The 25,222-nt window shown below is 61.3% G+C and carries 27 protein-coding genes and 1 pseudogene; 13 read left to right on the forward strand and 15 right to left on the reverse strand.

Features of this window, described 5'->3' with window-relative positions:
- Window positions 1–202 precede the first annotated feature (202 nt).
- Both ACX80E_RS05145 and ACX80E_RS05150 read right to left on the reverse strand, forming a co-directional pair.
- Complete coding sequence (locus ACX80E_RS05145; protein WP_459300837.1) at window positions 203–448, reverse strand: hypothetical protein; 246 nt, start codon at window positions 446–448, stop codon at window positions 203–205.
- Between the two features lie 102 nt (window positions 449–550).
- A complete protein-coding gene (locus tag ACX80E_RS05150; protein WP_459300838.1) occupies window positions 551–748 on the reverse strand; it encodes a hypothetical protein in 198 nt (65 codons plus the stop codon).
- A gap of 435 nt (window positions 749–1,183) precedes the next feature.
- Here ACX80E_RS05150 and ACX80E_RS05155 point away from each other — a divergent pair, with 435 nt between their 5' ends.
- The 3 genes from ACX80E_RS05155 to ACX80E_RS05165 all read left to right on the forward strand — a co-directional run bounded on the left by ACX80E_RS05155 (window position 1,184) and on the right by ACX80E_RS05165 (window position 2,898).
- Window positions 1,184–1,603: a GNAT family N-acetyltransferase gene (locus ACX80E_RS05155; RefSeq protein ID WP_459300839.1), complete on the forward strand. Its 420-nt coding sequence runs from the start codon at window positions 1,184–1,186 to the stop codon at window positions 1,601–1,603.
- 243 nt (window positions 1,604–1,846) lie between these two features.
- A complete protein-coding gene (locus ACX80E_RS05160) occupies window positions 1,847–2,539 on the forward strand; it encodes an SDR family oxidoreductase (RefSeq protein ID WP_459300840.1) in 693 nt (230 codons plus the stop codon).
- Window positions 2,536–2,898, forward strand: coding sequence for a RidA family protein (locus ACX80E_RS05165; RefSeq protein ID WP_459300841.1), 363 nt, complete (start codon window positions 2,536–2,538; stop codon window positions 2,896–2,898). Before ACX80E_RS05160 ends, ACX80E_RS05165 begins: the two co-directional genes overlap by 4 nt.
- A gap of 310 nt (window positions 2,899–3,208) precedes the next feature.
- On the opposite strand, the gene ACX80E_RS05170 is transcribed toward ACX80E_RS05165, so the two are convergent.
- On the reverse strand, window positions 3,209–3,796 hold the full coding sequence (locus ACX80E_RS05170; protein WP_459300842.1) for an NADPH-dependent F420 reductase: 588 nt from the start codon (window positions 3,794–3,796) through the stop codon (window positions 3,209–3,211).
- Window positions 3,797–3,925: 129 nt separating this feature from the next.
- Complete coding sequence (locus tag ACX80E_RS05175; RefSeq protein WP_459300929.1) at window positions 3,926–4,183, reverse strand: GNAT family N-acetyltransferase; 258 nt, start codon at window positions 4,181–4,183, stop codon at window positions 3,926–3,928.
- A gap of 60 nt (window positions 4,184–4,243) precedes the next feature.
- On the opposite strand from ACX80E_RS05175, the pseudogene ACX80E_RS05180 reads away from it, so the two are divergent.
- Window positions 4,244–4,378, forward strand: a pseudogene (locus ACX80E_RS05180) (leucine zipper domain-containing protein); the annotation flags it as partial.
- 216 nt (window positions 4,379–4,594) lie between these two features.
- On the opposite strand, the gene ACX80E_RS05185 reads toward ACX80E_RS05180, so the two are convergent.
- Window positions 4,595–4,828, reverse strand: a complete 234-nt coding sequence (locus ACX80E_RS05185; protein WP_459300843.1) for a hypothetical protein — start codon at window positions 4,826–4,828, stop codon at window positions 4,595–4,597.
- Between the two features lie 172 nt (window positions 4,829–5,000).
- On the opposite strand from ACX80E_RS05185, the gene ACX80E_RS05190 reads away from it, so the two are divergent.
- On the forward strand, window positions 5,001–6,635 hold the full coding sequence (locus tag ACX80E_RS05190) for an FG-GAP repeat domain-containing protein (RefSeq protein ID WP_459300844.1): 1,635 nt from the start codon (window positions 5,001–5,003) through the stop codon (window positions 6,633–6,635).
- A gap of 36 nt (window positions 6,636–6,671) precedes the next feature.
- On the opposite strand, the gene ACX80E_RS05195 is transcribed toward ACX80E_RS05190, so the two are convergent.
- Both ACX80E_RS05195 and ACX80E_RS05200 read right to left on the reverse strand, forming a co-directional pair.
- A complete protein-coding gene (locus ACX80E_RS05195; protein WP_459300845.1) occupies window positions 6,672–7,103 on the reverse strand; it encodes a protein-tyrosine phosphatase family protein in 432 nt (143 codons plus the stop codon).
- An 80-nt stretch (window positions 7,104–7,183) separates the two neighbouring features.
- Window positions 7,184–8,368, reverse strand: coding sequence for a metallophosphoesterase family protein (locus tag ACX80E_RS05200; RefSeq protein WP_459300846.1), 1,185 nt, complete (start codon window positions 8,366–8,368; stop codon window positions 7,184–7,186).
- A 49-nt stretch (window positions 8,369–8,417) separates the two neighbouring features.
- On the opposite strand from ACX80E_RS05200, the gene ACX80E_RS05205 reads away from it, so the two are divergent.
- Complete coding sequence (locus ACX80E_RS05205) at window positions 8,418–8,564, forward strand: hypothetical protein (protein WP_459300847.1); 147 nt, start codon at window positions 8,418–8,420, stop codon at window positions 8,562–8,564.
- Here ACX80E_RS05205 and cynS read toward each other — a convergent pair.
- Window positions 8,561–9,031, reverse strand: coding sequence for a cyanase (cynS, locus tag ACX80E_RS05210; RefSeq protein WP_459300848.1), 471 nt, complete (start codon window positions 9,029–9,031; stop codon window positions 8,561–8,563). The two genes, ACX80E_RS05205 and cynS, sit on opposite strands and share 4 nt — an antisense overlap.
- A 28-nt stretch (window positions 9,032–9,059) precedes the next feature.
- A complete protein-coding gene (locus ACX80E_RS05215; RefSeq protein ID WP_459300849.1) occupies window positions 9,060–9,713 on the reverse strand; it encodes a carbonic anhydrase in 654 nt (217 codons plus the stop codon).
- A 109-nt stretch (window positions 9,714–9,822) separates the two neighbouring features.
- Here ACX80E_RS05215 and cynR point away from each other — a divergent pair, with 109 nt between their 5' ends.
- A complete protein-coding gene (gene cynR / locus ACX80E_RS05220; protein ID WP_459300850.1) occupies window positions 9,823–10,701 on the forward strand; it encodes a transcriptional regulator CynR in 879 nt (292 codons plus the stop codon).
- A gap of 69 nt (window positions 10,702–10,770) precedes the next feature.
- Here the strand turns inward: cynR and ACX80E_RS05225 are convergent, their stop codons facing one another.
- Window positions 10,771–11,742, reverse strand: coding sequence for a heme o synthase (locus ACX80E_RS05225; protein ID WP_459300930.1), 972 nt, complete (start codon window positions 11,740–11,742; stop codon window positions 10,771–10,773).
- Between the two features lie 372 nt (window positions 11,743–12,114).
- Here ACX80E_RS05225 and tkt point away from each other — a divergent pair, with 372 nt between their 5' ends.
- The 6 genes from tkt (at window position 12,115) to pgl (ending at window position 20,467) form a co-directional block, all read left to right on the forward strand.
- On the forward strand, window positions 12,115–14,262 hold the full coding sequence (gene tkt, locus ACX80E_RS05230) for a transketolase (RefSeq protein WP_459300851.1): 2,148 nt from the start codon (window positions 12,115–12,117) through the stop codon (window positions 14,260–14,262).
- Between the two features lie 141 nt (window positions 14,263–14,403).
- Entirely contained in the window at window positions 14,404–15,525 is a 1,122-nt protein-coding gene (gene tal / locus ACX80E_RS05235) for a transaldolase (RefSeq protein WP_459300852.1), read from the forward strand.
- Between the two features lie 5 nt (window positions 15,526–15,530).
- The gene (locus tag ACX80E_RS05240; protein ID WP_459300853.1) at window positions 15,531–17,168 is read left to right on the forward strand and encodes a glucose-6-phosphate isomerase; all 1,638 of its coding nucleotides are present in this window, start codon (window positions 15,531–15,533) and stop codon (window positions 17,166–17,168) included.
- Between the two features lie 16 nt (window positions 17,169–17,184).
- Complete coding sequence (gene zwf, locus ACX80E_RS05245; RefSeq protein ID WP_459300854.1) at window positions 17,185–18,729, forward strand: glucose-6-phosphate dehydrogenase; 1,545 nt, start codon at window positions 17,185–17,187, stop codon at window positions 18,727–18,729.
- Window positions 18,726–19,667, forward strand: coding sequence for a glucose-6-phosphate dehydrogenase assembly protein OpcA (locus tag ACX80E_RS05250; protein ID WP_459300855.1), 942 nt, complete (start codon window positions 18,726–18,728; stop codon window positions 19,665–19,667). Before zwf ends, ACX80E_RS05250 begins: the two co-directional genes overlap by 4 nt.
- The gene (gene pgl, locus ACX80E_RS05255; protein ID WP_459300856.1) at window positions 19,664–20,467 is read left to right on the forward strand and encodes a 6-phosphogluconolactonase; all 804 of its coding nucleotides are present in this window, start codon (window positions 19,664–19,666) and stop codon (window positions 20,465–20,467) included. Before ACX80E_RS05250 ends, pgl begins: the two co-directional genes overlap by 4 nt.
- Before the next feature lie 238 nt (window positions 20,468–20,705).
- On the opposite strand, the gene secG is transcribed toward pgl, so the two are convergent.
- From secG to ACX80E_RS05280, 5 genes are all read right to left on the reverse strand, one after another.
- Window positions 20,706–20,948, reverse strand: a complete 243-nt coding sequence (gene secG / locus ACX80E_RS05260; RefSeq protein WP_459300857.1) for a preprotein translocase subunit SecG — start codon at window positions 20,946–20,948, stop codon at window positions 20,706–20,708.
- 162 nt (window positions 20,949–21,110) lie between these two features.
- Window positions 21,111–21,926 (reverse strand): triose-phosphate isomerase, encoded by an 816-nt coding sequence (tpiA, locus tag ACX80E_RS05265; protein ID WP_459300858.1) that lies wholly within the window; start codon window positions 21,924–21,926, stop codon window positions 21,111–21,113.
- 101 nt (window positions 21,927–22,027) lie between these two features.
- Window positions 22,028–23,266 carry a phosphoglycerate kinase gene (locus ACX80E_RS05270; RefSeq protein WP_459300859.1) on the reverse strand — a complete coding sequence of 413 codons (1,239 nt, stop codon included), beginning with the start codon at window positions 23,264–23,266 and terminating at the stop codon, window positions 22,028–22,030.
- 9 nt (window positions 23,267–23,275) lie between these two features.
- The gene (gene gap, locus ACX80E_RS05275; RefSeq protein WP_459300860.1) at window positions 23,276–24,283 is read right to left on the reverse strand and encodes a type I glyceraldehyde-3-phosphate dehydrogenase; all 1,008 of its coding nucleotides are present in this window, start codon (window positions 24,281–24,283) and stop codon (window positions 23,276–23,278) included.
- A gap of 224 nt (window positions 24,284–24,507) precedes the next feature.
- Window positions 24,508–25,131, reverse strand: a complete 624-nt coding sequence (locus ACX80E_RS05280) for a superoxide dismutase (RefSeq protein ID WP_459300861.1) — start codon at window positions 25,129–25,131, stop codon at window positions 24,508–24,510.
- Window positions 25,132–25,222: the final 91 nt, after the last annotated feature.

Consider the following 25,222-nt stretch of genomic DNA (forward strand, 5'->3'; position numbering starts at 1 on the left):
GGGTCAAGAATGCGTTGATGAAATGAGCAAACTGCTGAAATGGCCTAAAAACCTGCCGCCGTGGCCTGATTCTTAGCGCTGAAACGGCCTACTTTAACTTGACGAAACACACGAGGCAAAGGAACTGTTGGATTTCATCGCGAATGACACGAAAAGCTGCCGTAGGCCCCACAGCCAGCTCGTATCGGAAAGGGCCGCACGGTCAAACTTCAGAGAAGTTTTCCCGACTGGCCTGTATTGCGTCAAAACCAATGGGGTCCGGGCAATCGAAGTACAGAGTATGTGTTGGGTTCCCCAGCCACATGTCGGAGAAGGCTTGGTCGCCATCCCTGACCAGCTTGCCTTGCAAGGGCTCGTAGGTGCCAAATCGTGTGGGGAGCGCCTCGGGCAGGTACTTTCTTGCCAGGGCAAGGTAACTGCCGGGCAGATCCATTGGCATCTCGTTCATGAGCGTGTAGAAATTAGCCGTCACCAGCTCCGTGACTCGGGCCGCTTCGCGGGCCGGGCCACGCGGCTGCCCTTGGCCTTGGGCCAGACCTCGCCAGTTTGTTCATCCAACGTTGCCCCAGCTGTGGATTTGGCCAGTTTCCGGGCAAACTTTGCGGCGTGCACCCCGGACCACCATCAAGGAGTCAGCATCGCTGCCAGGGTCGCCGTCGACGTCGAGCTCGGCAGTGCTGCGCACCAACGCCAGAAGTTCGTCGAAGCCCAAAGGTGTGGCTGCATAGACCGGAAGATCGCAGGACACTTCAAGTACCTTTTCAAAAAAAGCATGATGAGGGTTTAAGGCGAAGAACCCCTAGGCTATAAGGTTTTTCCTTGGTCTATCAAAGATCTACTATGAAGCGGACTGGGCGTAGCTGTATCGGTGTCTTAGCAGCACACTCGCCACGTTACAAGGCACCTTGACGGCGCCACTCCCCCAACATTCACATGTCTCGAACGTCGTCGTCCACCAAGCCGATGGGACCGGCGTCGATAGCGGCGTTGGCCTCACCTCCCGTCCCGCTAGGCGTATGCTCTCTAGGCTTGCGGGCTTCGGCAGGCCAGTTTGCCGCCTGTCATGGCATTGCGCACGAGCCCACACAGGGAACCGGTGTGGAAGGATGCTGGGGTGAATAGTTTGGATGGTGGGACGCAGCTGGCCATGTGCCTCGAACCAGATGCTGTGAGGGCAGCGGCAATGATTTGGGCTCGCGCCAAGGCGCGGCGCGATAGGGCTGCAAAACCAGCTACTGTCGAGGAAACCATCCTGGGGATCCAGCGGCGCCTCCGTATCGACGGAGCGAAACTTCTCCTGGCTAGGCGAGATGATGCCTATGTGGGCTTCAGTCTGTTTGCCCCGCGCTCAGAAACACTGGAGGTCTTCTATCTGGCAGTGGTTCCAGAATCGTGGGGCAGCGGTGTTGCCAGCAAGTTGCTCGGCGGCACGGAAGACTATGCCAGGGATATCGGGCGTACCATGCTTGAGCTGTGGGTTATCAGTAGCAACGAGCGTGCCATCAGCGTCTACGAGAGATCCGGATTTGTCCGCACCGAACAAGTGAAATGCGAGGCGCCCTCAGGTCAAACCGAACGACGTTTCCGCAAACGAATTTGTTGAATGATCGATCCAATCCAAACTTTGTCGAAGCGTACCCGGCAGGGCGTGACCGGAAGCCACCGCTACTATTTAGGTGATCCACGACACGTGCGGCTTTGGAGCCGCGCTTAACCTTCCGGCCATAGTGTTGAGGGCAATGCGGCAGCGGACCCATCGAGCATCCGGGCAGCCCGCGTGGCCGTTGGGTGGGGCAAGGCGCATGGATTACGGGTGTAGGACACAAGGAACTATGGGGGGAATTTGATGAAACGACGCGTACTCATCACGGGCGCATCAGGCGGAATTGGCCGGGCTATTGCTGAATCGTTGGCGCCCACGTCCCACCTCTATCTGGCCGGACGCAATCGCGAAGCGCTGCAGAACCTCGCGGACGAGTTGCCTTCCGCGGAAGTGCTCATCGGGGATCTCGCCACGGAAGCCGGGATCGCGACTATTGCATCAGGTGTGCGGAGCCTTGATGTTTTGGTCCATAGCGCGGGAGTTCTCCACTTGGGCACGGTTGAAGAACTTAGTCTGGACCAGTGGCGGGAGAGCTTGGAGCTAAACCTCCTGGCCCCCGTGGCGCTCACGCGGGCGTTGTTGCCGCTATTGCGCCGGAGCGCAGCTCACGTGGTCATGGTGAATTCTGGACTGGGTCACCACTCAGCCGCCGGCTCTGGCGCCTACAGTGCCAGCAAATTCGGGATGCGCGCTTTCGCAGACGCGCTCCGGCTCGAGGAGGCAACCCACGGGGTCCGGGTAACATCAGTGCATCCGGGCCGGGTCGACACTCCCATGCAGGCTCAAATGCACTCCTGGGAGCAAAAGGACTACGACGGCGCGGCCTGGATACAACCGGCCCAAGTGGCATCAGTGGTCCTGGCCGCTCTCGATCTTGGCAGCAACGCCGTCATCGACTCAATCAACATCAATCCAACACACCCGGCGCGCCCATGAATGCGCCGGCTTTCAGCCAAGCACGAAAGGCCGAGGGCCCACTGCTTTTCGTTTCGGGACAGCTTCCGCTGGACGCTCGGGGGACGCCGGTCAGTGGCGGAATTCGCGAACAAGCGACGGCGGTCTTCGACCGGATAGCCATCATCTTGGATGCAGAGGGCGGCAGTCTCGCTGACGTGGTCAAATTGACCTATTTCCTCACCGACATGGCTGATCTAGCTCAGCTCCGTGAAGTCATAAGCGAATACTTCGAGGATCCGAAACCGGCCAGCACCCTGGTGCAGGTATCCGCACTCGTCGAACCGGAATTCCTGCTTGAAATCGATGCCATCGCCGCTCTTAGGGCTGATGCGAGCTAAACTTTGGTGAACCTGCACGGCGCCTCCTGGGTCGGTGTTAGCGGGTCGGACCCCATGACCCGCTAACCGTATCTAGAGGTGTTCCGCGACCGGATCCGCAGTGGAATCAGCGATGGCTGGACGGCACGAGGCGCCTTCGAGCCACGCCGGTCCTGGATGGCAACCTCATGGCCACCAGGCAATCGAGGATCTGCCCCCGCCATCCCGCCGAGCGGAGGTGATTCGCGCCCCATTCGAAAAGCTAGTTGGTCTCCAAGAATCTTTCCCCTATGGGGGCCGAGGGACGTTTCGGGGATGTTGTCTTTCGCGACTAGCGGTTGCTCTTTTCCAGAAGCTCTCGAATCTCGCGTGCGTCTGCGACGCGCGTTTCTGTGGGACGGTTGGCCGGAGTGCTGAGCGAAAGGGCTTGCGGATCTGCGACGCAGGGCGCAATAGGCGGGCGTCCGCGTTCGAATCGCCAACCTTCGGCAATGGGGCCAGCGTCGACGACGTCGTAGCCGAGCCTATTGATCAATTGAGTAACGGCCCTTCTGGCTCCTGAGTCGGTGGCAATGGGTAGGGCAGAGCGCCGCGGCGCTCTGTGAGAAGTTGGGAGACCGGCCAGATGACTATAGCTGATGTTGTTGAATCCCTTCACAACTCGTGATCCCGCGAAGTGCTTTTGTACGAGCTCGGAGGTCGAGATCGATCCGCTGTCCAGTGCCCCTATATGCCCGTCACGCTCCGGATAGTAATTCATCGTGTCCACGACGATTCGACCATTGAGCAGTTCTGGATAGATGTCACGCAGGTTCTTCAACGGCACCGTGACCACCACGATGTCGCAGCTGGCGAGAATTGCCAGTTTTGCGACAGTGCTTCCGATATTGCCTGAGCCGATGAGTCCGAGAGTCTCCAAACGATGACACTAATCGCGGCTCGTGATTCCTCGAAATACTGGATCAATGTAGCGGCGTTGAGTATTGGACCTCAGCCTGGACGCGTCACGTCCCGAAAGCGCCGCTTTACAGAGGGGTCTCGCGCCGGGCTATTCGTTGTTGTGCAGGAGTACTTGGTACAGGTTGTGGTCTTGCCATTTCCCGGCGATCTGTAAGTATCGCGGTGCCATCCCGATTTGCCGGAAACCCGCCTTCAACAGCACCCGCTGGGAACCAATATTGTGCAACAGAGTGCCTGCTTCCAGACGGTGCAATCCGAGTTCGTCGCGTGCCTTGCCGACGATCAGATGCACGGCGGCGGACGCTAGGTGTACCCGGCCATGAGGTTGGTGAAACTCGGGCTTGATATTTGGGACAACCTCCGGGCTTAGTGGAGTTGTCTATCACTTCACGTTCCGGAGGTTCCCATGCCTCACGCTAATGCCAGGTTGACGGTTCATGGAAGGGCTTTGCTGGTGCGGCGGGTCGTCAGTGACCGGCGCCCGGTATCTCATGTCGCCAAGGAACTCGGAGTCTCGCGGCAGTGCGCTTCCCGCTGGGTGCCCGTTGCCGAAGCGCCAGTCCTCAACAGTGGCTGACGCCCTTCAGCGGTGTGCAGCCGATCTTTCGCCCCCCGATTGCCAGGCGCTCCGTTAGAACTGACAGGGACTCGGGCCACTCCCCCACACAGCCACGGTAAGGGCTGCCACGTCAATGGAGACGTCAAGACGGGCAATCTTTCACTTGCAACAGGCGCATGCGAGCCCAGTGTTGCCTGCCTATTCGCTTTCGCGGTAGGCGTGCAGCAGCGTATCCGGCAATTGGTCCGATGCATGGGCGGATTGTTCGGCCGTCGCCGTGGGTTGCTTGTGGAACCGATACTCATTGACGGCCACGGATGCCGCTGGCCAGGCAAGGATGACGAACTTCGCCCACACGGGCACGTCGAGAAAAAACACAGACGCTACAGCGGCGACGAGGATGGCCACGGAGGTATATCGGAAGGCTGTCATCGGATGAATCAACCAGCCGCGGAACACACCGGCTAGCTACAGCTGTTGGGCCGACCGGGCCTGCTCCGCTGCCAGCACTTCACAGGTGGCACTGCGGGATTTGAAAATATGACACAGCGACATCTGGTCGGCCGGACGTTTGAGTGGTTAACTGGAAGTGGAAAGCGAAGCCATGCACACGCAACACGGTCCGGCCGGTCAGCAGAGAAGGGTGTCCACGAGGACGACAACTACCCGTCTTCTGATTCAAAGCGTGTTGGCCACCTGGGTCCTCCTCATGAGTTTGCTGGTCAGCGCACATCCTGCCCAAGCTGCCACCCTTAGTGGCCACGACATCTCTTGGCCCCAATGTTCAACCGCAGTTGGCGGGTACGGATTGCCGCTGCCGCCCACGAGCACCCAATTTGTGGTGGTGGGGTTGACCAAGGGCCTGCCGTTTACGGAAAATCCTTGTCTGGGCAGCCAACTCACGTGGGTGCGGAGCAATTCCAAACCGGCCCAGGCGTACACCATGGCCGCGTTCCCCACCGCAAGCCAACTGGTGAGCTACCGCGCGAAGGGTCCGTGGTCACCCACCACCCGTGCCGGGCAACTCTCCAATGTCGGCTACGCGGAGGCGGCCTTCGCCGTGGCGTCCATGGCGCGCAACAACTTCCGACCTGCCATGGTGTGGATCGACGTCGAACCTCGCCCGGCCCAGCCGTGGCCCACCGCGACGGCTGCGGCGCAACGCGAAAACCGCCTCGTCGTCGAGGGGCTGATGCGGGGGCTGCGGGATGCCGGCTATTCGTATGGCCTGTACTCCTTTGCCAGCGGATGGGCGTCAATCACAGCATCCTGGTACCTGCCCGGTGTCCCCGTCTGGGCCACCGCCGGGCGGCTTGACTACCCTACCGAGGCACAGGACCGCTGCGTGCAACCGAGCTTTTCCGGCGGCCGCGTCTATCTGTCCCAGTGGTATGACGATGTTCGTGACTACGACATCACCTGCTCAAACTATGCGTTGAGTGCACTTCCCATGCCCGGATCTATCCTGGCCGGCTCCACCGCCGATTTCAACGGCGACTGGAACAATGACGTTCTGGCCCGCGTGGCAGCGACGAATCAGTTGCGCCTCTATCCAGGCAACGGCAAGGGTACCTTCGCCGCGGGCTCCACGATCGGGACCGGCTGGGGCGGATTCAATGTGTTGGAGACAGTTGGCGACTTCTCCGGTGACGGCCATCGGGACGTGATAGCACGGGCACCGGCAACGGGACAGCTGTGGCTATACCGCGGCAGTGGCAGCGGCGGATGGTTGTCGAAGCAGGTGATAGGCAGTGGCTGGAACGCTTTCGACTCCATTGTTGGCCCCGGGGACATGAACGGTGATCAGCGGGTTGACGTTCTGGCCCGTGAGACAAGCACGGGACGCTTGTGGCTATACCCGGGCAACGGCCGCGGCGGCTGGCTCCCCCGGGTTCTGGTGGGTACCGGCTGGAGCGGGTTCAACACCCTACTGGGACCCGGTGACTGCAACGGTGACGGGACTGCCGACATTCTGGCCCGGGAACGCACCACTGGGCGGCTGTGGTTGTATTCGCGCACAGCTACCGGCGGCTGGAATCCGCGAGTCCTCATCGGAAGCGGCTGGAACGCGTTCCCTGGCCTCATGAGCCCCGGGGACTTCAACGGTGACAGAACTGCCGACGTCGTGGCGTACGACTCTGCGGGCTTACTATGGCTCTACCCGCGCACGGCACAAGGAACATGGAACACGCGCATCCAGGTGGGTCATGGCTGGAATGCCATCAACGCCATTTTCTAGTCAGACATAGGCGATGTGGCCGCTACCTCCGGCACGTCAGAGCAGGGTTGCCGCCTGGTGCAACCACCGCCGCTGGCCGGCGGTCTCGACGGCGCGGCGGTGGTAGTTCGCCCGAACCCAGTCCACGGCGTCGGCGTCGGGGATTCCGGCCATCATGGCCAGCAGCGCTAGGGCCGTGCCGGTTCTCCCAACCCCGCCCCGGCAGCTGATCTCAACCCGCTCCCCCGGCGACCTCTCGAACGCCTCCCGCAAAGCTTCAACAGCATCCGCGCTCGACGCCGGCACACCGAAGTCCCGCCACTTCACCCAGCGGCAGTCCCCTGACGGGTGACTGGGCGCGCGCCCCAGCAAGTACACCGCGAAGTCTGGACGGTCGTCGGTTCGGCGAGCATCACGCAGGCTCGTTCCACGAATGCGCCGGCCATCAGGGAATGCCACCACTGATGCCTGATCTGTCCATGTGTTCATGGCTCCACGGTACGTCAGGGAGGAATGGGCGCCATCGCTCCCACGGGGCTTGCCGGGATCAAGCAGAAGCAGCGGACCGGCTATTGCTGACCGGGGCTGAGCGGGAGCGGCTCTATCGGCTGGTCATTTGCTGTCAGGTCAATCCCGAAGTCCTTGGCAAAGACCACGCGGGTGTCCTTGTAGATGCCGGGATGGTTCTCATCCAACTCAAAGACCCGTGCCCCACGCAGGCGGTTCCGTTCGGCACCGGGCAGGCCATATGCGCCGAATCCGGTCCCCGGAGCGTAGCCCAACTGGACACCGTAGTAGTTGCCCATATACGTGTTCACATGGTCGTGACCCACAAAGTACCCCAGCACATCTCCGCGTTCCAGGAACGCATTGAACAGTCCTGAGTTGATGGGGCCGGGGCACTCATCCTCGTTGCGCTCGCCGACAATCGTGTGCCGGGTGAGCGCCCGTGCGTGGTCGGAGTCCTTGCGGGAGTCAATGCTGGCAAACCACATGTTGCGGTGCTCATGCAAAGCAATATGGCCCCACATCAGTGAGGGAATCTTCTTCCCGTATTTCCGCTCCGTTGCCACCGACAGGTCCCGGTACCAGTTGACCTGATCCATCCGTACCCAGTCCCAGTCCGGGTAGCCCTCAAAACTTTGCCCGTTGATGGCGTCGGGGGCGTACCTGCCCGTGTCGATGAGCCACAGACCAAAGGACGGTACCTTCGAGGTGGCCGACTTGATGAGCAGCTGGGTGTTCGAGGTGCCCGTAAGGTTCGGTGTGGAGTTGGCATTGACGTTGAACTCGTAGCTCTGCAGGAACGTGAGCATCTTCGCCTCGGTCATTCCTGTTCGCGCCAGGGAATCCTCATCATGGTTGCCGAACGTCACGGCCCAGGTGATCTTCCGCCGTTCCATGGGCAGGACCACATGGTTCAAGGCCTGCTTGACCTCCAGTGCCGAGTCGCAACCCCCGGTGATCACGTCACCGTTGATAACAACAAAATCGGGTTTCTCCGCATCAAGGGTTCGCTCCATGAGTTCTATGGTGCGGCGGTCGGTGCGTTCGTCGTCCTGAGTATCATTGAACTGAACAATCTTGAAGGATCCGTCGGGCCGGAACGCAAGGCTCGGCTTGGCCGGCTTCGGCCCGGGAGCCGCGTCGCTCTCGGACCCCGCCGCCACGGTGATGCCCAGCGCCCCAAGGGTTCCCGCGGCAGCCATTGCTGCCCTCCGGCTGAGTTTTGGCTGGTTGATGCTTGCCGTCATAGCTACCTCTCCAACGTGGTGCGGCGCCTGTTTGGGCCGCGGTTGCATCATGAGAGTAGAGATCCGCCGTAGCCAGAACCTCAACGTCAGGCGGCTGGCTCGGGAACAGTGGGTGAACTACCTGTACGACGCCGGTCCCGCACCGAGGTGGAAAAGGTGCGGGACCGGCGTCGTCGGGGAAGAAGTCGTGGCCTAGAACGGCTTGGTGGGCAAGTATTTGCCGTCGAGAGTGATGACAGCACGGGAGCCGCCGTCGGGGTCCTCAACCTTTTTGATGTCGAGCTTGAAGTTAATGGCGCTGATGATGCCGTCGCCGAACTCCTCGTGCACCAAGGCCTTCAAGGTGGTTCCGTAAACCTGCAACATTTCGTAGAAGCGGTAGATGGTGGGGTCGGTGGGGATGCCGCCGGGAATGCTGCCACGCAGCGGAATGGTCTGCAACAGTGCTGTGGCGTCGCGGCCCAGCTCCAGTTGGGTGCTGACTGCTTCCGCCGCCGCTGCGGGCAGCGGGTGCTGCCCCAATAGGGCTGCCGTCACGAATGCCACGCTCAGGCCGGTGCCTTCGCACAGCTGCGCCCAGGAGAGGTCCTTGCGCAGTTTGGTGTCGATGATGGTCTCCGTCAATGCTTCGCGGCGGCCTTGGGTGTTTTGGGCATGAATCATGGTGTTTTCTCTTTCTATTGTGAAGAATTTAGGCGCGGATGCCGGCGTGGGCCTGGCTGTGCTGCTGGTGGCTTGTTAGTTCCCTGAAGTGGCCCGTCGCCTCATCGAGCACATCCATGTGTCCGCTCTGGATGTCAAAGGCCCACCCGTGCAGGCTTACCTTCCCCTGGTCCAAGGCGCGGGCCACTGCCGGGTGCGTTTTGATGTTGGCCAATTGGGCCCTGACGTTGCCGCGAACCAGGGCGCTAAGTTGTTCTCCCGCTGTGGCGTGCTGCTGGGAGTCGTTGACAGCCTTGGCTGCGGTGGCGTGGGCCAACCAGCCTGCCACTGCCGGCAGGTGGGCCAGGTTCGCCCCCTGCATCAATGCGGTCATGGCGCCACAATCGGAGTGTCCGCAGATCACAATGTCGCGCACGCCCAAAACTGCCACGGCATACTCAACGCTGGCGCTGACTCCGCCCGGTTGCTGACCATAGGCGGGCACAATGTTTCCGGCGTTCCGGATGACGAAGAGGTCACCGGGCTCCTGTTGGGTGAGTAGCTCCGGCACAACACGGCTGTCCGAGCACGCAATGAAAAGTGTCCCGGGACTTTGTTGTCCGGCCAAGCTGCCAAAAAGTTCCGCGCGTTCCGGGAATGCCTCGCGGCGGAACTTCAAATATCCGTCGATGATTTCTTGCATTTACGTCTCCTTCTGATGGGCTGTTGTTTCAAGCATGAAGGAGAATAGCTATAGTGTCCAAGACTCATTTACAATCAAATCAATAGCCATTTTCTATAGTTGGAGCGTCATGGAGTTACGACAGATCAGTTATCTGGCGGCTGTAGCCGAGCATCAGAACTTCACGCGGGCGGCGGCGGCCCTCCATATTTCACAGCCAACCCTGTCGCAACAAATCAAGGCGCTGGAGAGAAGTCTCAAAGTTCAGCTGCTGGATAGGTCTGGGCGAACTGTGCGCCTCACGGATGCCGGGGCCAGCTACCTGCTCTACGCACACCGGGCCCGGCGTGAACTGCAGGCAGCGCAGCGCGCCATCCACGACGTCCAAGACTTGCGGCGCGGTTCGCTCCGCTTGGCCATGACGCCGTCGTTCACGTCGTACTTGATGGGCCCACTGGCGGAGCAGTTCAACGCTCGCTACCCCGGGATTGTGCTGAGCGTCAGGGAGATGACGCAGGACAGCATTGAGGCCGCGTTGGCGAGCGACGACCTTGACCTGGGGGTAGCTTTTTCGAAGACCCGGTCGGCGGACATTGCTGTACAGGAACTGTTTGTGGAGGAACTGCAGCTGGTGGTGGGGGCATCCCATCCGGGTGCGGAGAACGTGGCACATTTCACGCCGGAGGGCTGGGATGCACAATCGCTGGTGCTTCTCAGTCGCGATTTTTCGACTCGGGCGCACATCGATAACTATTTCCAGGCCAACGGCATTTCCCCGCGAATCTCCATTGAAGCGAACTCCATTAGCGCCATCGTTGAGATCGTCGGCCGCGGGCAGCTGGCCACTGTGCTGCCCCGGGCCATTGCGCAGCACCACCCGGGGTTGCACTCGATTCCGTTGACGCCCGCCATTGCGCCACGTACGGCAGCCCTGTTGCGGCGCAAAGGCGCGTACCATAGCTTCGCCGCTAAGGCCTTCGCCCGGATGGCCATGGAATGGCAGCATTGAAGCGGGCACCAACGCCAAACGGCACCCATCCGCAGGGATGAGTGCCGCCGTCGTACATGAAGCAGAAAATTAGCCCATCAGGGCTGAACCGACAAAGGGGTCCACGGCCAGCGACAGGAACACCAGCGTCAGGTAGGTGATGGAGACATGGAAGACCTTCATGGCGTTCTTCTTCGTCACCAGGTCCTTCGTGGAGTTGCTGTACAAGGTGTGAGCCTCAACCAGGAACCAGATACCGGCCGCGGCTGTTGTCACCGTGTAAACAATGCCGGCGCCACCGAGCGGGATCATCAGCAGTGAACAGGCCACCATGGCCCAGGTGTACAAAACAACCTGGACAGCAACAGTGCGTGAACCGGCAATGGCGCCGAGCATGGGCACGTTAACGGCGTTGTAGTCGTCGCTGTAGCGCATTGACAGGGGCCAGTAGTGCGGGGGTGTCCACAAGAAGATGATCATGAACAAGATCACAGCAGGCCACTGCACGGTATTTGTCACAGCCGCCCAGGCGATCAGCACCGGCATGCAGCCCGCGGCCCCGCCCCAGACAATGTTTTGCGAGGTACGGCGCTTGAGGATGAGCGAGTACACCACCACGTACAAGAAGATGGCGCCAATGCCCAAGATGCCTGTCAGTGGGTTGATGCTCCACAGCAGGACCACGGCGAGGACCGTCAAAACCCAGGAGAAAACCAACGCCTCACGCGGGGTGATGACGCCCGTCACCAGGGGGCGTTTGGAGGTGCGGTTCATGATCTTGTCAATGTCGCGGTCAATGTAGCAGTTGAAAGCGCCGGACGCGCCAGCTGCCAGCGCCCCGCCGACCATGGTGGCAACCATGAGCCACAGGCTGGGAACGCCTGTCTTGCCGGCAAAGCCGTGCGCATAGAACATGGTGGGCAACGTGGTAACCAGCAGCAGCTCCACAACCCGGGGCTTTGTCAGGGCCAAGTATCCCTTGGCCTTCTCGGCAAAACCCACTGAACCGTTAGCCGAGGTTCCCGCGGTCGGGGCATGCATTGCACTCACGTGTACTGTCACCATGTTTTCATTGTTGATTCGGCGCTGTGGCGTCGCCTCCCGCCGCAACATGCGCGCGGAGGGCAAAGCCATCCCTATAATACCCGTCCGAAGCGTCCCGGAGCGAAACTCGCTAAAGTCAAGTGCGCGCTTCTGAGTTCTCAACATGTGAAAACCAATCACGGATTTGGTCCGGGGTCGTGTAGTTTTAGAATCGCCTGACCGTGTGTGATCAAGCGACTCACAGCACTCGTGAGACTAAGCTTGAAGTAGCTGAAAGCAACACCAAAGGGCAGGGCCCTGAATCAGCCGCCAAAGCTTGGGACTATTGCTTCGGCGCGCACGCTTGCCCTGCAGCTGCATTATTTTGCCCATAACGAGAGGGACCTGTCAGTGTCACATCTGGATTTGCCAACGTTCACCTGGACCGCCAACGATCAGCGCGCAGTGGATACTGCCCGAATTCTGGCCGCTGATGCAGTAGAGAAGGTGGGTAACGGCCACCCCGGTACGGCGATGTCGCTGGCTCCTGCCGCCTACCTGTTGTTCCAGAAGGTCATGCGCATTGACCCCAAGAATCCTGATTGGATGGGTCGCGACCGTTTCATCCTTTCCCCGGGGCACACGTCCCTGACGTTGTACGTCCAGCTTTTCCTTTCCGGCTACGGCCTGGAACTGGATGACCTTGCGGCGCTGCGCACCTGGGGTTCCCTGACACCGGGCCACCCCGAGTACAAGCACACAGCCGGCGTGGAGATCACCACGGGCCCGTTGGGTCAGGGCCTGGCCTCGGCTGTTGGCTTCGCCTACTCCCAGCGCCGGATGCGCGGCCTCATGGACCCCGACGCCGCCCCGGGCACCAGCCCCTTCGACCACACTGTCTGGGTCATTGCCTCCGACGGTGACATGCAAGAGGGTGTTACCAGTGAGGCTTCCAGCCTTGCCGGTCACCAGGAACTGGGCAACATGGTTGTCATCTATGACTCCAACCACATCTCCATTGAAGATGACACCAACATCTCCTACTCCGAAGACGTGCTCAAGCGCTACGAAGCCTATGGCTGGCATGTGCAGCGCGTCGACTGGACCAGGACGGGCGAATACGTCGAAGACGTTGCCGAACTCCACGCAGCCCTGGCAGCGGCTAAGGCCGAGACCACCAAGCCGTCCCTGATTTCCCTGCGCACCATCATTGGGTTCCCGTCGCCGAAGAAGCAGAACACCGGCGGCATCCACGGTTCAGCCCTGGGTGCAGCAGAGGTTGCCGCCCTGAAGGACGTCCTGGGCTTTGACCCGGCGAAGCACTTCGACGTTGACCCGGCCATCCTGGCACACGCCCGTGAGCTGCTTGCCCGTGGCGCCGACGCTCGCGCGGAGTGGAACGTTGGCTTCGCGGCGTGGCAGAACGCCAACCCGGAGCAGGCAGCGCTGTTGGAGCGGATCGAAAAGAAAGAACTCCCGGCCAACTGGGAGGAAAACCTGCCCGTCTTTGAAAGCGGCAAGGACGTGTCCACCCGTGCCGCCTCCGGCAAGGTCCTGAACGCCATTGGCGGTGTGCTGCCCGAACTGTGGGGCGGTTCCTGCGATTTGGCGGGCTCGAACAACACCACCATCGAAGGCGCCGGCTCCTTCGTTCCTGCCGCCAAGCAGACCGACACCTGGTCAGGTGGCCCCTACGGCCGCGTCCTGCACTTTGGTATCCGTGAGCACGCGGCCGCATCGATCGTGAACGGTATTCACCTGGGCGGGCCCACCCGTGCGTTCTCCGGTACGTTCCTGATCTTCAGCGACTACCAGCGCCCGGCCATCCGCCTCAGCGCCCTGATGGGTGTTCCCTCCATTTACGTGTGGACCCACGACTCCATCGGTTTGGGTGAAGACGGACCCACCCACCAGCCCGTCGAGCAGCTTTCGAGCCTGCGCGCCATTCCAGGCTTGGACGTGGTGCGCCCCGGTGACTCCAACGAAGTTTCTGCCGCATGGCAGAAGATCCTCGAAACCACCAGCAACCCGGCAGGTATTGTCCTGACTCGTCAGAACATTCCCACCTACTCCCGCGGCGCCGGCGTTGCAACGGCCACCGAATTCGGTTCCGCCAGCGGCGTTGCCCACGGCGGCTACGTGCTGGCCGAGGCCGTGTCCGACGGCGCCGTTGTCACCCCTGCTGTCATCTTGATCGCCACAGGGTCCGAGGTGCAGCTGGCCGTTGAGGCTCGCGAAGCATTGCAGGCCGAGGGCATCGCCACCCGTGTTGTCTCCATGCCGTGTGTTGAGTGGTTCAACGCCCAGCCGGCCCAGTACCGCGAGCAGATTCTGCCGTCCGCCGTCAAGGCCCGCGTATCCGTTGAAGCCGGTCTGGCTTTGGGCTGGCGCGAGTTTGTTGGCGACGCCGGCCGTTCCATCTCACTGGAGCACTTTGGCGCCTCGGCTGACTACAAGATCCTCTTCAAGGAATTCGGCATCACCACCGAGGCAGTCGCTGCCGCAGCCAAGGACTCCTTGGTAGCAGCCAACTCCTCCCTGGCGGCCGCCAACTCCTAAGCACCACAGGCTGGCTTGTCCGGCCACCGTGTCTTCACCCTGTTGCCCAAGCCGCCGGCCCTGGCGGGCGGCTCGGGCAACAGAACTATCGTTCCTGCAGAGCGCTTTAAGGCAGGGCCTTCATCTTAAGGAAGTAGCAAAATGACTCATTCCACTCCCACAGCAGCACTTTCCGCAGCCGGTGTCTCCATCTGGCTCGATGACTTGTCCCGCGCACGCTTGAGCAGCGGCAGCTTGCAAAAGCTCATTGACGACAAGAGCGTTGTTGGCGTCACGACCAACCCCAGCATCTTCGAGGCGGCCATCACCAAGAGCGATGACTACAAGCCCGAACTGAAGGCCTTCTCCGCCGCCGGCGTGAACGCCGAAGACGCCGTCTTTGAAATCACCACCTCCGACGTGGCAGCAGGTTGCGAGCTGTTCGCACCCATCGCAGCAGCCACCCACGGTGTTGACGGCCGCGTCTCCATCGAAGTTGACCCGCGCAAGGCATGGGACACAGCGGGCACGTTCGCCGAGGCCAAGCGCCTCTACGCCAAGGTGGCCAAGAAGAACGTCTACATCAAGATCCCGGCCACCCTTGAAGGTCTGGAGGCCATCACGGCCACACTCGGCGAAGGCATCAGCGTCAACGTCACCTTGATCTTCTCGTTGGACCGCTACCGCGCAGTCATGAACGCTTTCCTGAGCGGCCTGGAACTGGCCAAGGCCAACGGTCACAAGCTGGCAGACATCCACTCAGTGGCTTCCTTCTTCGTTTCCCGCGTTGACCTGGAAATCGACAGCCGCCTCGATGCCATCGGCACCGAGGAAGCCACCGCACTGAAGGGCAAGGCGGGCCTCGCCAACGCGCGCCTGGCCTACCAGGCCTTTGAGGAAGTCCTCGCCTCCGAGCGTTGGGCCCTGCTGGCCGACGCCGGTGCACTCCCCCAGCGCCCGCTCTGGGCTTCCACGGGTGTCAAGAACCCGGCCTACCCGGACACCTTGTACGTGACCGAACTGGTGGCCGCCAACGTGGTCAACACCATGCCGGAAAAAACACTGGATGCAACGTATGACCACGGCGTCGTCACGGGCGACACCATCACGGGCAGCTACGAGGCGTCCAACGCCTTGCTGAACCAGCTCGAGGGGTTGGGGATCTCCTACAACGAGGTCGTCAAGGTGTTGGAGACCGAGGGCCTGGACAAGTTCGTGGCCAGCTGGAAAGAACTCCTCAACCACGTCCAGGAAGCTCTGGACGCTGCAGGGGCGGAAGGCTAGGAACTATGACATCACTGGCATTTGCGGCCACAGGCGCCGCTCAGGAAGCAGGGTCCACGCAGCTGCTAACACTCGTGGCAGATCAGGTGGCGTCGCGGATTTTCGCCAAAGACGCCACCCTGTGGGGCCCCGCTGCAGAAGCAGAATCAGCCATTCGTTTGGGCTGGGTGGAGGCGGCAGAAGTCTCCGCACCCCTGGTTGAGCAGATCACCGCCTTGCGCGCCGAGCTGCGGGCTGAAGGCGTCAACCATATTGTGCTGTGCGGCATGGGCGGCTCGTCCCTGGCGCCGGAGGTCATCACCGGTACTGCCGGGGTTGAGCTGACAGTTTTGGATAGCACCGACCCGGACCAGGTGCGCGCAGCTGTCAGCGACCGGCTGGCCACCACTGCCGTTGTGGTTTCCTCCAAGTCGGGTTCCACCCTGGAAACCGACTCGCAGCGACGCATCTTTGAGGCGGAGTTCACGGCCGCCGGCATTGATGCGAAGGCACGCATCATCATTGTCACCGACCCGGGCTCACCGCTGGACGTCGTCGCCAGGGAGGCTGGATACCGCAAGGTGTTCAACGCCGACCCCAATGTGGGTGGCCGCTACTCAGGCCTGACAGCCTTTGGGCTGGTTCCGTCGGGCTTGGCCGGGGCGGACATTGCCGCCCTGTTGGACTCTGCCGAAGAGGCCGGCGAAATGCTCCGCGACGACGACGTGGACAATGTTGGCTTGCGGTTGGCAGCAGCCCTGGGTGGCACCGCACCGTTGCGCAACAAGATTGTCATTGTGGAGGACGGCTCCGGCATGATCGGTTTCGCCGACTGGGCCGAGCAGCTCATTGCTGAGTCAACGGGCAAGTTGGGCACCGGCGTCCTGCCGGTTGTGGCCGATGCCCACTCCCCCGAAGTGGTTTCCGGTGCTGAGGACGTTCTGGTAGTGCGGCTGGTAGCCGGGGACGCCGACGTCGAACTTCGTGAAAATGAGGTCAGCATTGCCGGGGATCTCGGCGCGCAGATGATGGTGTGGGAATTTGCCACAGCCGTCGCCGGCCGCTTGTTGGGGATCAACCCCTTCGACCAGCCGGATGTGGAGGCAGCCAAGTCTGCTGCCCGCGGACTGTTGGATGCAACCCCGGTGCCAACTCCGGCGTTGTTCACCGACGGTGCCATTGAGGTTCGCACCGCCAACGACGACGCCGCATGGTTGGCCGGGGCAGGCACGGTTGAGCAGGCGATCACCGCCCTGCTCGGCACGCTGGCCCAGGATGGTTACCTCAGCGTCCAGGTGTACCTGGACCGACTGGCGAACGCACCACTGGCGGGGGTCCGCAACGACTTGGCGGCCCTGAGTAACCGTCCCGTCACGTTCGGGTGGGGGCCGCGCTTCTTGCACTCCACCGGACAGTTCCACAAGGGCGGTCCCGCCGTGGGAGTGTTCTTGCAGGTTACCGGCGACGCGCAAGCGGATTTGGCCATTCCGGAACGGCCGTTTAGTTTTGGGGAGCTGATTTCCGCTCAGGCCGCCGGCGACGCCACCGTGCTGGCTGATCACGGACGCCCGGTGCTGCGCCTTCATCTCACCGATGTGGCCGCCGGTGTTGCACAACTCAAGACTGTGGTGGCCGGACTCGCCGGCCAGCACACCGACGTATAAGGTAACTTCTCAACAGATGCCCACCTCCGCCGCAACACACCATGAAAACCCGCTCCGGGACAGTCGGGATCGCCGACTGTCCCGCGTTGCGGGCCCGTCCTCGCTGGTGCTCTTTGGAGTTACCGGTGACCTGGCGCGCAAGAAGCTCATGCCCGCCGTCTACGACCTCGCAAACCGCGGCTTGCTGCCGCCCAGTTTCGCTTTGGTCGGTTTTGGTCGCCGTGAATGGTCTGATTCGGACTTCGCCGCCCAGGTGAAAACCTCCGTGCAGGCTCATTGCCGGACGCCTTTTGATGAGAGCGTGTGGCATCAGCTCAGCGAGGGCATCCGTTTTGTCCAGGGCGCCTTTGATGACCATGCGGCCTTTGAACGTTTGAAGGTGACACTGGCCGAACTGGACACCACCCGGGGCACCAGCGGCAACCACGCGTTTTACCTCTCCATTCCGCCGAAGGCTTTTGAATTGGTGTGCCGTCAGCTCTCCGAGCATGGTTTGGCGCAAGGCACCGATGAGAGTTGGCGTCGTGTGGTGATTGAGAAGCCCTTTGGGCACAACCTCGAATCAGCCCGTGCCCTCAATGACATTGTGGAGTCGGTGTTCCCGCAGGACGCCGTCTTCAGGATTGACCACTACCTGGGCAAGGAAACCGTCCAGAATATTTTGGCGTTGCGTTTTGCCAACCAGTTCTTTGAGCCGCTGTGGAACGCCAACTATGTTGACCACGTGCAGATCACCATGGCCGAGGACATTGGCACCGGTGGACGTGCCGGCTACTACGACGGTGTGGGTGCCGCCCGCGACGTCATCCAAAACCACCTGCTGCAGCTGCTCGCCCTGACTGCCATGGAGGAGCCGATTTCTTTCGACGCCGATCACTTGCGGGCCGAGAAGGAAAAAGTGCTGGCCGCTGTCAAGCTGCCGGAGGACCTGTCCACGCATTCTGCGCGCGGTCAGTTCGCTGGCGGGTGGCAGGGCGGCGAGCACGTGCTTGGCTACCTGGAGGAAGAGGGCATTCCGGCCGATTCCAGCACGGAGACGTTTGCCGCCATCCGGCTGGACATCCACACGCGCCGATGGTCGGGAGTTCCCTTCTACCTGCGCGCCGGCAAACGGTTGGGCAGGCGAGTCACCGAGATCGCCGTCGTCTTCAAGCGTGCACCAAATCTGTTGTTCACCGATCATCAGGAAGATGACTTCGGCCAGAACGCCGTGGTGATCCGGGTGCAGCCCGACGAGGGCGTCACCATCAGGTTCGGTTCGAAGGTGCCTGGCACGCAGATGGAGGTCCGCGACGTCACCATGGACTTTGGCTATGGCCACGCCTTTACCGAATCAAGCCCCGAAGCGTATGAGCGCCTGATCCTTGATGTGTTGCTGGGTGAGCCGCCGCTGTTCCCCCGCCACGAAGAAGTTGAACTGTCCTGGAAGATCCTTGACCCGTTTGAGGAGTTCTGGGCGGCCGAGGGCAAACAACCTGAGGCCTATGATCCCGGCAGCTGGGGCCCGCCGTCGTCAGATGAACTGTTGAAACGAGATGGAAGGACGTGGCGTAGACCGTGATAGTTGAACTCCCCGACACCACAACGTCCAAGATCACCAAGGAAATTGTCAAGCTGCGTGAGCAGGGCGGCGTTGTTGCCCTGGGCCGCGTGTTGACACTTGTGGTGATCACCCAGCGTGGCAGTGAAGAAGAAGCGATTGAGGCTGCCAACCTGGCCAGCCGCGAACACCCGTGCCGGATCATTGTGCTTGCGGCAGGCTCGGAGCAGGATCCAACCCGCCTTGACGGTGAGATTCGTGTGGGCGGCGACGCCGGAGCCTCCGAGGTCATTGTGCTGCACGGTTACGGTGAACTTGCGGCGGAAAATGAGTCGCTGGTGTCTGCGCTGCTCCTGCCGGATGCGCCAATCGTTGCTTGGTGGCCCAACTGTGCCCCCGAAAAGCCCAGTGAGTCGCCGGTGGGCCGGATCGCTCACAGGCGCATCACCGACTCGGCCAACGCCGCCGATCCGCGCGACGCCCTCAAGCACATTGGCGAAACGTATGCGGCCGGCGACACGGACTTGGCGTGGACCCGACTGACCAATTGGCGCATCCAGCTGGCGGCTACCTTGGACAGGTACGACGGCGCGGATCCCATCACCGGGCTGCAGGTGGAAGGCGCCAGTGACTCCCCCAGCACCTTGTTGTTGGCTTCCTGGCTGCACAGGGCGCTCAACGTGCCCATAGTGGTCCGTGAAGATTCCAGCGGGACGGGCATCCGCACGGTTATTATTGAACGCAGCAAGGGCAACGTGGTGCTGACACGTCCCGGGGCGAACGAGGCTTCCCTGACCCAGCCCGGTCAACCCGGCCAGCAAATCTCCCTGCCGCGCCGTTCACTCCAGGACTGTCTGGCCGAGGAACTGCGCCGGCTAGATCCCGACGACGTATTTGGCGAAGTAGTCACCGACGGCTTGCGCAAGTTGCTGGCAGAAGAAAAGGTTATTCAGTCATGAGCTCCACCGTTCGTATCACCAAGCACCCCTCCTTCGATGTTCTGGCCGCCACGACCGCTGCCCGGCTGATCACCCGCCTGTTGGATGTCCAGAGCGAACGTGGTGAAGCCACAGTGGTTCTGACAGGTGGCAGCGTTGGTATCGCAACGCTGCGCGAGATTGCCCTGGCCCCCGCCCGGCTGGCGGTTGACTGGAGCAAGGTCAACTTCTGGTTTGGCGATGACCGTTTTGTGCCCACCGACTCCGCTGAGCGGAACGCCGGCCAGGCAGCGCAGGCGCTACTGAACCACATTGACGTTGACCCTGCCCGGGTTCACATCATGGCCGCATCCGACACCGTTGCCGACCTCGACGAGGCAGTGACGCTCTATGCTGACGAGTTGGCCCGGGCTGCGCAGCAGGAATGGGAGAACAGCGACGACGCTTCCGAGCAGGCGCCCACCGTTCCCCGCTTCGACGTGCTGTTGTTGGGCCTTGGCCCCGACGCTCATATTGCCTCACTGTTCCCGGACAGGGCCGGTATCCGTGCCACGGGAAGCAACGTGGTGGGGGTGCACAACTCCCCCAAGCCGCCGGCGTCGCGGGTTTCCTTGACGCTGGAGGCCATCAACTCGGCCCAAGAAATTTGGCTTGTGGCGGCAGGGGCTGACAAGGCGGCAGCTGTGGGTCTTGGCCTGGCTGGCGCCAACACGGTGCAGGTGCCGGCCTCGGGTGCCCGTGGCAGGAACAAGACCCTGTGGCTGCTCGATGAGCAATCGGCCGCGAAAGTTCCCGCGCAGTTGCTGCGTCGCGAACGTTAGCCCCTCCCCCACCGACGCTATCGCAGCAGTGGCGTGTTTTTCCTTGACGCTATCGCAGCAGTGGCTCCTGCCGGGCCGGTAGGTATTGCCAGAATTTGGCTGTGCAGCCACTGAGTAGTGCGATAGCGTTGCCGGAAATCAAGCCACTGCTGCGATAGCGTCGCCGGGGGCGATGGCAAAGAAGAGGTCCCGCCCGGCACATGCCGGACGGGACCTCTTCTTTGAGCCTATATGCTGCTTAGCTGTAGGACATGATCAGGCCCAGGCCGATGATCACAACGCCCCAGGTGATACCCAGGACCACAGTGAAGCGGTTCAAGTTACGCTCAGCAACGCCGGAGGAGCCAAGGTTTGAGCTCATGCCGCCGCCAAACATGTCTGACAGTCCGCCGCCGCGGCCCTTGTGCAGCAAGATCAGCAAGGTCAGCAGCAAGCTGGTGACACCCAAAAGGATCTGCAGGGCGATGTGTAGTGTTTCCACGAGGGGCCTTTCAGCATGGTAATGAGGTAACTCACGAAGAGGTGGTTTACATAAGCCGCGTACCAGCCTGTGCAACAGGTCAGGGACGCGCTATGTTCGCCCCAAGTCTATCCGTGTCCACCCGCACATGGCGAATGGACACGGGCAGTGGGTGCGTATTCGCTAGTTCGTGACGAGGTGGTTCTCAAAGCGGGCAATGCTGGCAAACTCGCCGGCATCCAGGCTGGCACCGCCCACCAATACACCGTCAACATCGCGCCCGGCCATGATGGCGCCAACGTTGTTGGCCTTCACCGAACCGCCGTACAGCAGGCGGGTCTTGGCGGCCGTATCGCCGTCAAAGAGTTCGCCAAGTTCGGCCCTGATGGCTGCACACATTTCCTGAGCATCGTCAGGCCCGGCAACCTCGCCGGTACCGATGGCCCAGACGGGCTCGTAGGCAATAACCAGTGTGGCGGCCTGCTCGGCACTCAACCCGGCGACGCCTGCGCGCACCTGGGCGAGCGTGTGCTCAACATGGGTGCCGGCTTGGCGGATCTCAAGGCCCTCGCCGGCACACAGTACCGGGGTGACGTCGTTGCGGAACGCGGCCTTGACCTTGGCGTTGAGCAGTTCATCGCTCTCACCATGGATGCTGCGGCGTTCGCTGTGGCCGACCAAAACGTAGGCGCAACCAAGCTTGTTCAGGAAGGCTCCTGAAATGTCACCCGTGTACGCGCCCGAATCCTGATCGGACAGGTCCTGTCCACCGTAGACAAGCTTGAGCTTGTCGCCCTGGACAAGTGTCTGAACTCCACGTAGGTCAGTGAACGGGGGGAAAACTGCAACCTCTACCCGGCTGAAATCGTGGCGGGCATCGGAAAGTGTCCAGGCGAGCTTCTGCAGCAAGGTGATGCCCTGGACATGGTCCATGTTCATCTTCCAGTTGCCGGCAATTAGCGGTGTCCGGTCGAAATTACCGTTGGTTGAAGTCGTCATCGCTGTCTCGTTTCTTGCGTAGCTATATCAAAACCTGAAAAGTTGCGCCAGATGGCGCGAGAAAAGGCGGCGGCAGGATCATCCCGCCGCCGCCTTTCAGCTTAGCGCTCTAGTGCGCTCAGCCCCGGAAGTTCCTTACCTTCAAGGAACTCCAGGCTGGCTCCACCACCGGTGGAGATGTGACCGAAGGCCGAGTCGGCGAACCCGAGGGTGCGCACGGCTGCTGCTGAGTCGCCGCCGCCAACGACTGTGAAGCCGCCATTGGTGCTGTTGGTGCTCAACGCACCGGCCACGGCACGCGTTCCTTCGGCGAACGCTGCGAACTCGAACACGCCCATGGGCCCGTTCCAGAACACAGTCTTCGCCTGCGCAATAGCAGTGGCGAAGGCTGCCCCGGACAACGGACCAATGTCCAGACCCAGGCCGCCGGCGCCGAAGGAGCTTTCCTCGATGGCATCCGCGGCAACCACTTCGTGGCTGGCGTCGGCCGCGAAGCCTGAGGCAACCACAACATCAGTCGGCAACACAAACGTGGTGCCGGCAGCGGCCGCACGGTCCAGGTAGTCCTGGACCACGGGAATCTGGTCAACTTCCAGCAGTGATGCGCCAACCCTGTGGCCCTGTGCTGCGAGGAAGGTGAACAGCATGCCGCCACCCACCAGGATGGTGTCTGCCTTGCCGAGGAGGTTGTCAATGACAGCCAACTTGTCGGAAACCTTAGACCCGCCCAGAACCACAACATAGGGGCGTTCGGTGTTGGTGGTCAGCTTGCGCAGGACCTCCAACTCGGTACGCACCAGATCGCCCTGGTAGGACGGCAGAATCTTGGCAATGTCAAAGACGCTGGCGTGCTTACGGTGAACAGCGCCAAAAGCGTCGTCGACGTAAGCGCCGTGCTCCCCCGTCAACGCTGCAAGTTCGGCGGCAAATGCAGCCCGTTCGGCGTCGTCCTTGGACGTTTCCCGGGCGTCGAAACGCACGTTCTCCAACACCAGGACAGAACCGTCCGCCAAAGCCGCGGCAGCGGCTTTGGCTGCAGGACCTGTGGTGTCAGCGGCCAGGGTGGCGTTGAGCTCGGGAGCCAACTCGGCCAGGCGGGCAACGGCCGGAGCCAAGGAGTACTTGGCTTCCGGTGCGCCCTTGGGCCGGCCCAGGTGGGCACTGAGCAGAACCTTGGCACCGGCGTCGGCCAATGCCTTGATCCCGGGCAGGGAGGCCCTGATGCGGCCGTCGTCGGTGACTGTAGAGCCGTCAAGCGGCACGTTCAAATCACTACGGATAAGAACGTACCGCCCGCGGACACCTTCATCGATGAGTTCGCTGAGGGTGTGAAGTGTCATTTATGCGCCTTAGAGCTTGGAGGCTACGAGCTCGGTCAAGTCGACCAGTCGGTTGGAGTAGCCCCACTCGTTGTCGTACCAGGAAACAACCTTAACCTGGTTGCCAATGACCTTGGTCAGGCCAGAGTCAAAGATGGAGGAGGCCGGGTCACCAACAATGTCCGAGGACACGATCGGGTCTGCGGTGTACGTCAGGTAGCCGGCGAGCTTGCCTTCGGCTGCTGCAGCCTTGTAAGCGGCGTTGACTTCCTCAACGGTTACTTCACGGCTCACAGTGGCTGTCAGGTCGGTGGCTGAACCTGTGGGGACGGGAACGCGGATGGCGTAACCATCCAGCTTGCCCTTGAGCTCGGGCAGGACCAGGCCGATGGCCTTGGCTGCACCGGTGGAGGTCGGGATCATGTTCAACGCAGCGGCACGGGCACGGCGCAGGTCGCCGTGGGGGCCGTCCTGCAGGTTCTGATCGGCGGTGTAGGCGTGGATGGTGGTCATCAGGCCACGCTCCAAACCGAAGTTGTCGTTCAAGACCTTGGCCAGCGGCCCCAGGCAGTTGGTGGTGCATGATGCGTTAGAGATGATGTGGTGCGCAGCCGGATCGTACAGTTCGTCGTTGACGCCCAAAACGATGGTGATGTCTTCATTCGACGCCGGAGCGGAGATGAGGACCTTCTTGGCACCGGCATCGAGGTGCTTTTGTGCGTCGGCAGCCTTGGTGAAGAAGCCCGTGGACTCGATGACAATGTCAACGCCCAATTCGCCCCAGGGAAGGTTGGCGGGGTCGCGCTCAGCCAAAACGGTGATGGTCTTGCCGTCAACCACCAAGTGGCCGTCAACAACCTCTACGGAAACGGACAAGCGGCCGTTGACGGAGTCATACTTGAGCAGGTGTGCCAAGGCCTCGGGGCTGGTGAGGTCGTTGACAGCAACAATCTCAATGTCGGCGCCCTGAGCAAGTGCGGCGCGGAAGTAGTTGCGGCCAATGCGGCCGAACCCGTTAATACCAATACGAGTAGTCACTTAGTTCTCTCCTTGAGTGCTCTTGCGAGCACACGTAGTCAGGTTGAAGGTCACCTTCAACCATTGTTTCCCGCACGACGTTGGGCAGAGATTCTTTCGATGGCGCGCATCGACAAGCGCGCCCCGTGATCTATATTACGTTCTATGGTGCCCGCCCCGTTAATCCTACGGAGCGGGCGTCCATATGTTGGTCAGAAACACCGTTGAAAAATGGTGTTTGCTCGTTACGGCAGGATCAAGCCTGTGGCGTTCTTGCGGGCCGCCTCAAAGCGCTTGGAGACGTCCGCCCAGTTCACAATGTTCCAGAAGGCCTTGACGTAGTCAGCCTTGACGTTGACGTAGTCCAGGTAGAAGGCGTGCTCCCACATGTCCAACATCAGCAACGGGGTGGTCGCTACGGGAACGTTGCCCTGCTGGTCGAAGAGCTGCTCGATCAGGATGTTGCCGCCGAGGCCTTCGTAGGACAGCAAGGCCCAGCCGGAACCCTGGATGCCCATGGCGGCTGCGGTGAAGTGTGCGCGGAAGGCGTCGAAGGAACCAAACGCGTCATCAATCGCTGCGGCCAACTCGCCTGTGGGCTTGTCGCCACCCTCGGGGGAAAGGTTGTTCCAGAAGATGGAGTGGTTGGTGTGGCCACCCAAGTTGAACGCCAGGTCTTTGGAGTACTTGGCAACGTTGGCGAAGTTGTTGCTCTCGCGTGCCTCAGCCAGCTGGTCCAGAGCCAGGTTGGCTCCTGCAACATAGGCAGCGTGGTGCTTGCTGTGGTGCAGTTCCATGATGCGGGCGGAAATATTGGGCTCCAGGGCAGCATAGTCATAGCTGAGTTCTGGAAGTGTGTACTTAGTCACGGTTCCTCCGTTGCGATTCTTCATCTTTGGTGTTGCCAGCGGTACATATCCGGCACGGTAAAACCGTCTGGAACAGGCGGCTCTTTCTCTA

The organism is Arthrobacter sp. TMN-49, assembly GCF_054511095.1.

Coding starts and splice junctions, on each gene's coding strand:
- cynR (WP_459300850.1), top strand. CDS start 9,823: ATGGAGTTACGACAGATCAGTTATCTGGCGGCTGTAGCCGAGCATCAG.
- ACX80E_RS05195 (WP_459300845.1), bottom strand. CDS start 7,103: ATGAACACATGGACAGATCAGGCATCAGTGGTGGCATTCCCTGATGGC.
- tal (WP_459300852.1), top strand. CDS start 14,404: ATGACTCATTCCACTCCCACAGCAGCACTTTCCGCAGCCGGTGTCTCC.
- ACX80E_RS05270 (WP_459300859.1), bottom strand. CDS start 23,266: ATGACACTTCACACCCTCAGCGAACTCATCGATGAAGGTGTCCGCGGG.
- ACX80E_RS05240 (WP_459300853.1), top strand. CDS start 15,531: ATGACATCACTGGCATTTGCGGCCACAGGCGCCGCTCAGGAAGCAGGG.
- ACX80E_RS05190 (WP_459300844.1), top strand. CDS start 5,001: ATGCACACGCAACACGGTCCGGCCGGTCAGCAGAGAAGGGTGTCCACG.
- ACX80E_RS05165 (WP_459300841.1), top strand. CDS start 2,536: ATGAATGCGCCGGCTTTCAGCCAAGCACGAAAGGCCGAGGGCCCACTG.
- cynS (WP_459300848.1), bottom strand. CDS start 9,031: ATGATTCATGCCCAAAACACCCAAGGCCGCCGCGAAGCATTGACGGAG.
- ACX80E_RS05160 (WP_459300840.1), top strand. CDS start 1,847: ATGAAACGACGCGTACTCATCACGGGCGCATCAGGCGGAATTGGCCGG.
- ACX80E_RS05205 (WP_459300847.1), top strand. CDS start 8,418: ATGAGAGTAGAGATCCGCCGTAGCCAGAACCTCAACGTCAGGCGGCTG.
- tpiA (WP_459300858.1), bottom strand. CDS start 21,926: ATGACGACTTCAACCAACGGTAATTTCGACCGGACACCGCTAATTGCC.
- ACX80E_RS05200 (WP_459300846.1), bottom strand. CDS start 8,368: ATGACGGCAAGCATCAACCAGCCAAAACTCAGCCGGAGGGCAGCAATG.
- pgl (WP_459300856.1), top strand. CDS start 19,664: ATGAGCTCCACCGTTCGTATCACCAAGCACCCCTCCTTCGATGTTCTG.
- zwf (WP_459300854.1), top strand. CDS start 17,185: ATGCCCACCTCCGCCGCAACACACCATGAAAACCCGCTCCGGGACAGT.
- ACX80E_RS05145 (WP_459300837.1), bottom strand. CDS start 448: ATGAACGAGATGCCAATGGATCTGCCCGGCAGTTACCTTGCCCTGGCA.
- ACX80E_RS05155 (WP_459300839.1), top strand. CDS start 1,184: ATGATTTGGGCTCGCGCCAAGGCGCGGCGCGATAGGGCTGCAAAACCA.
- ACX80E_RS05185 (WP_459300843.1), bottom strand. CDS start 4,828: ATGACAGCCTTCCGATATACCTCCGTGGCCATCCTCGTCGCCGCTGTA.
- ACX80E_RS05215 (WP_459300849.1), bottom strand. CDS start 9,713: ATGCAAGAAATCATCGACGGATATTTGAAGTTCCGCCGCGAGGCATTC.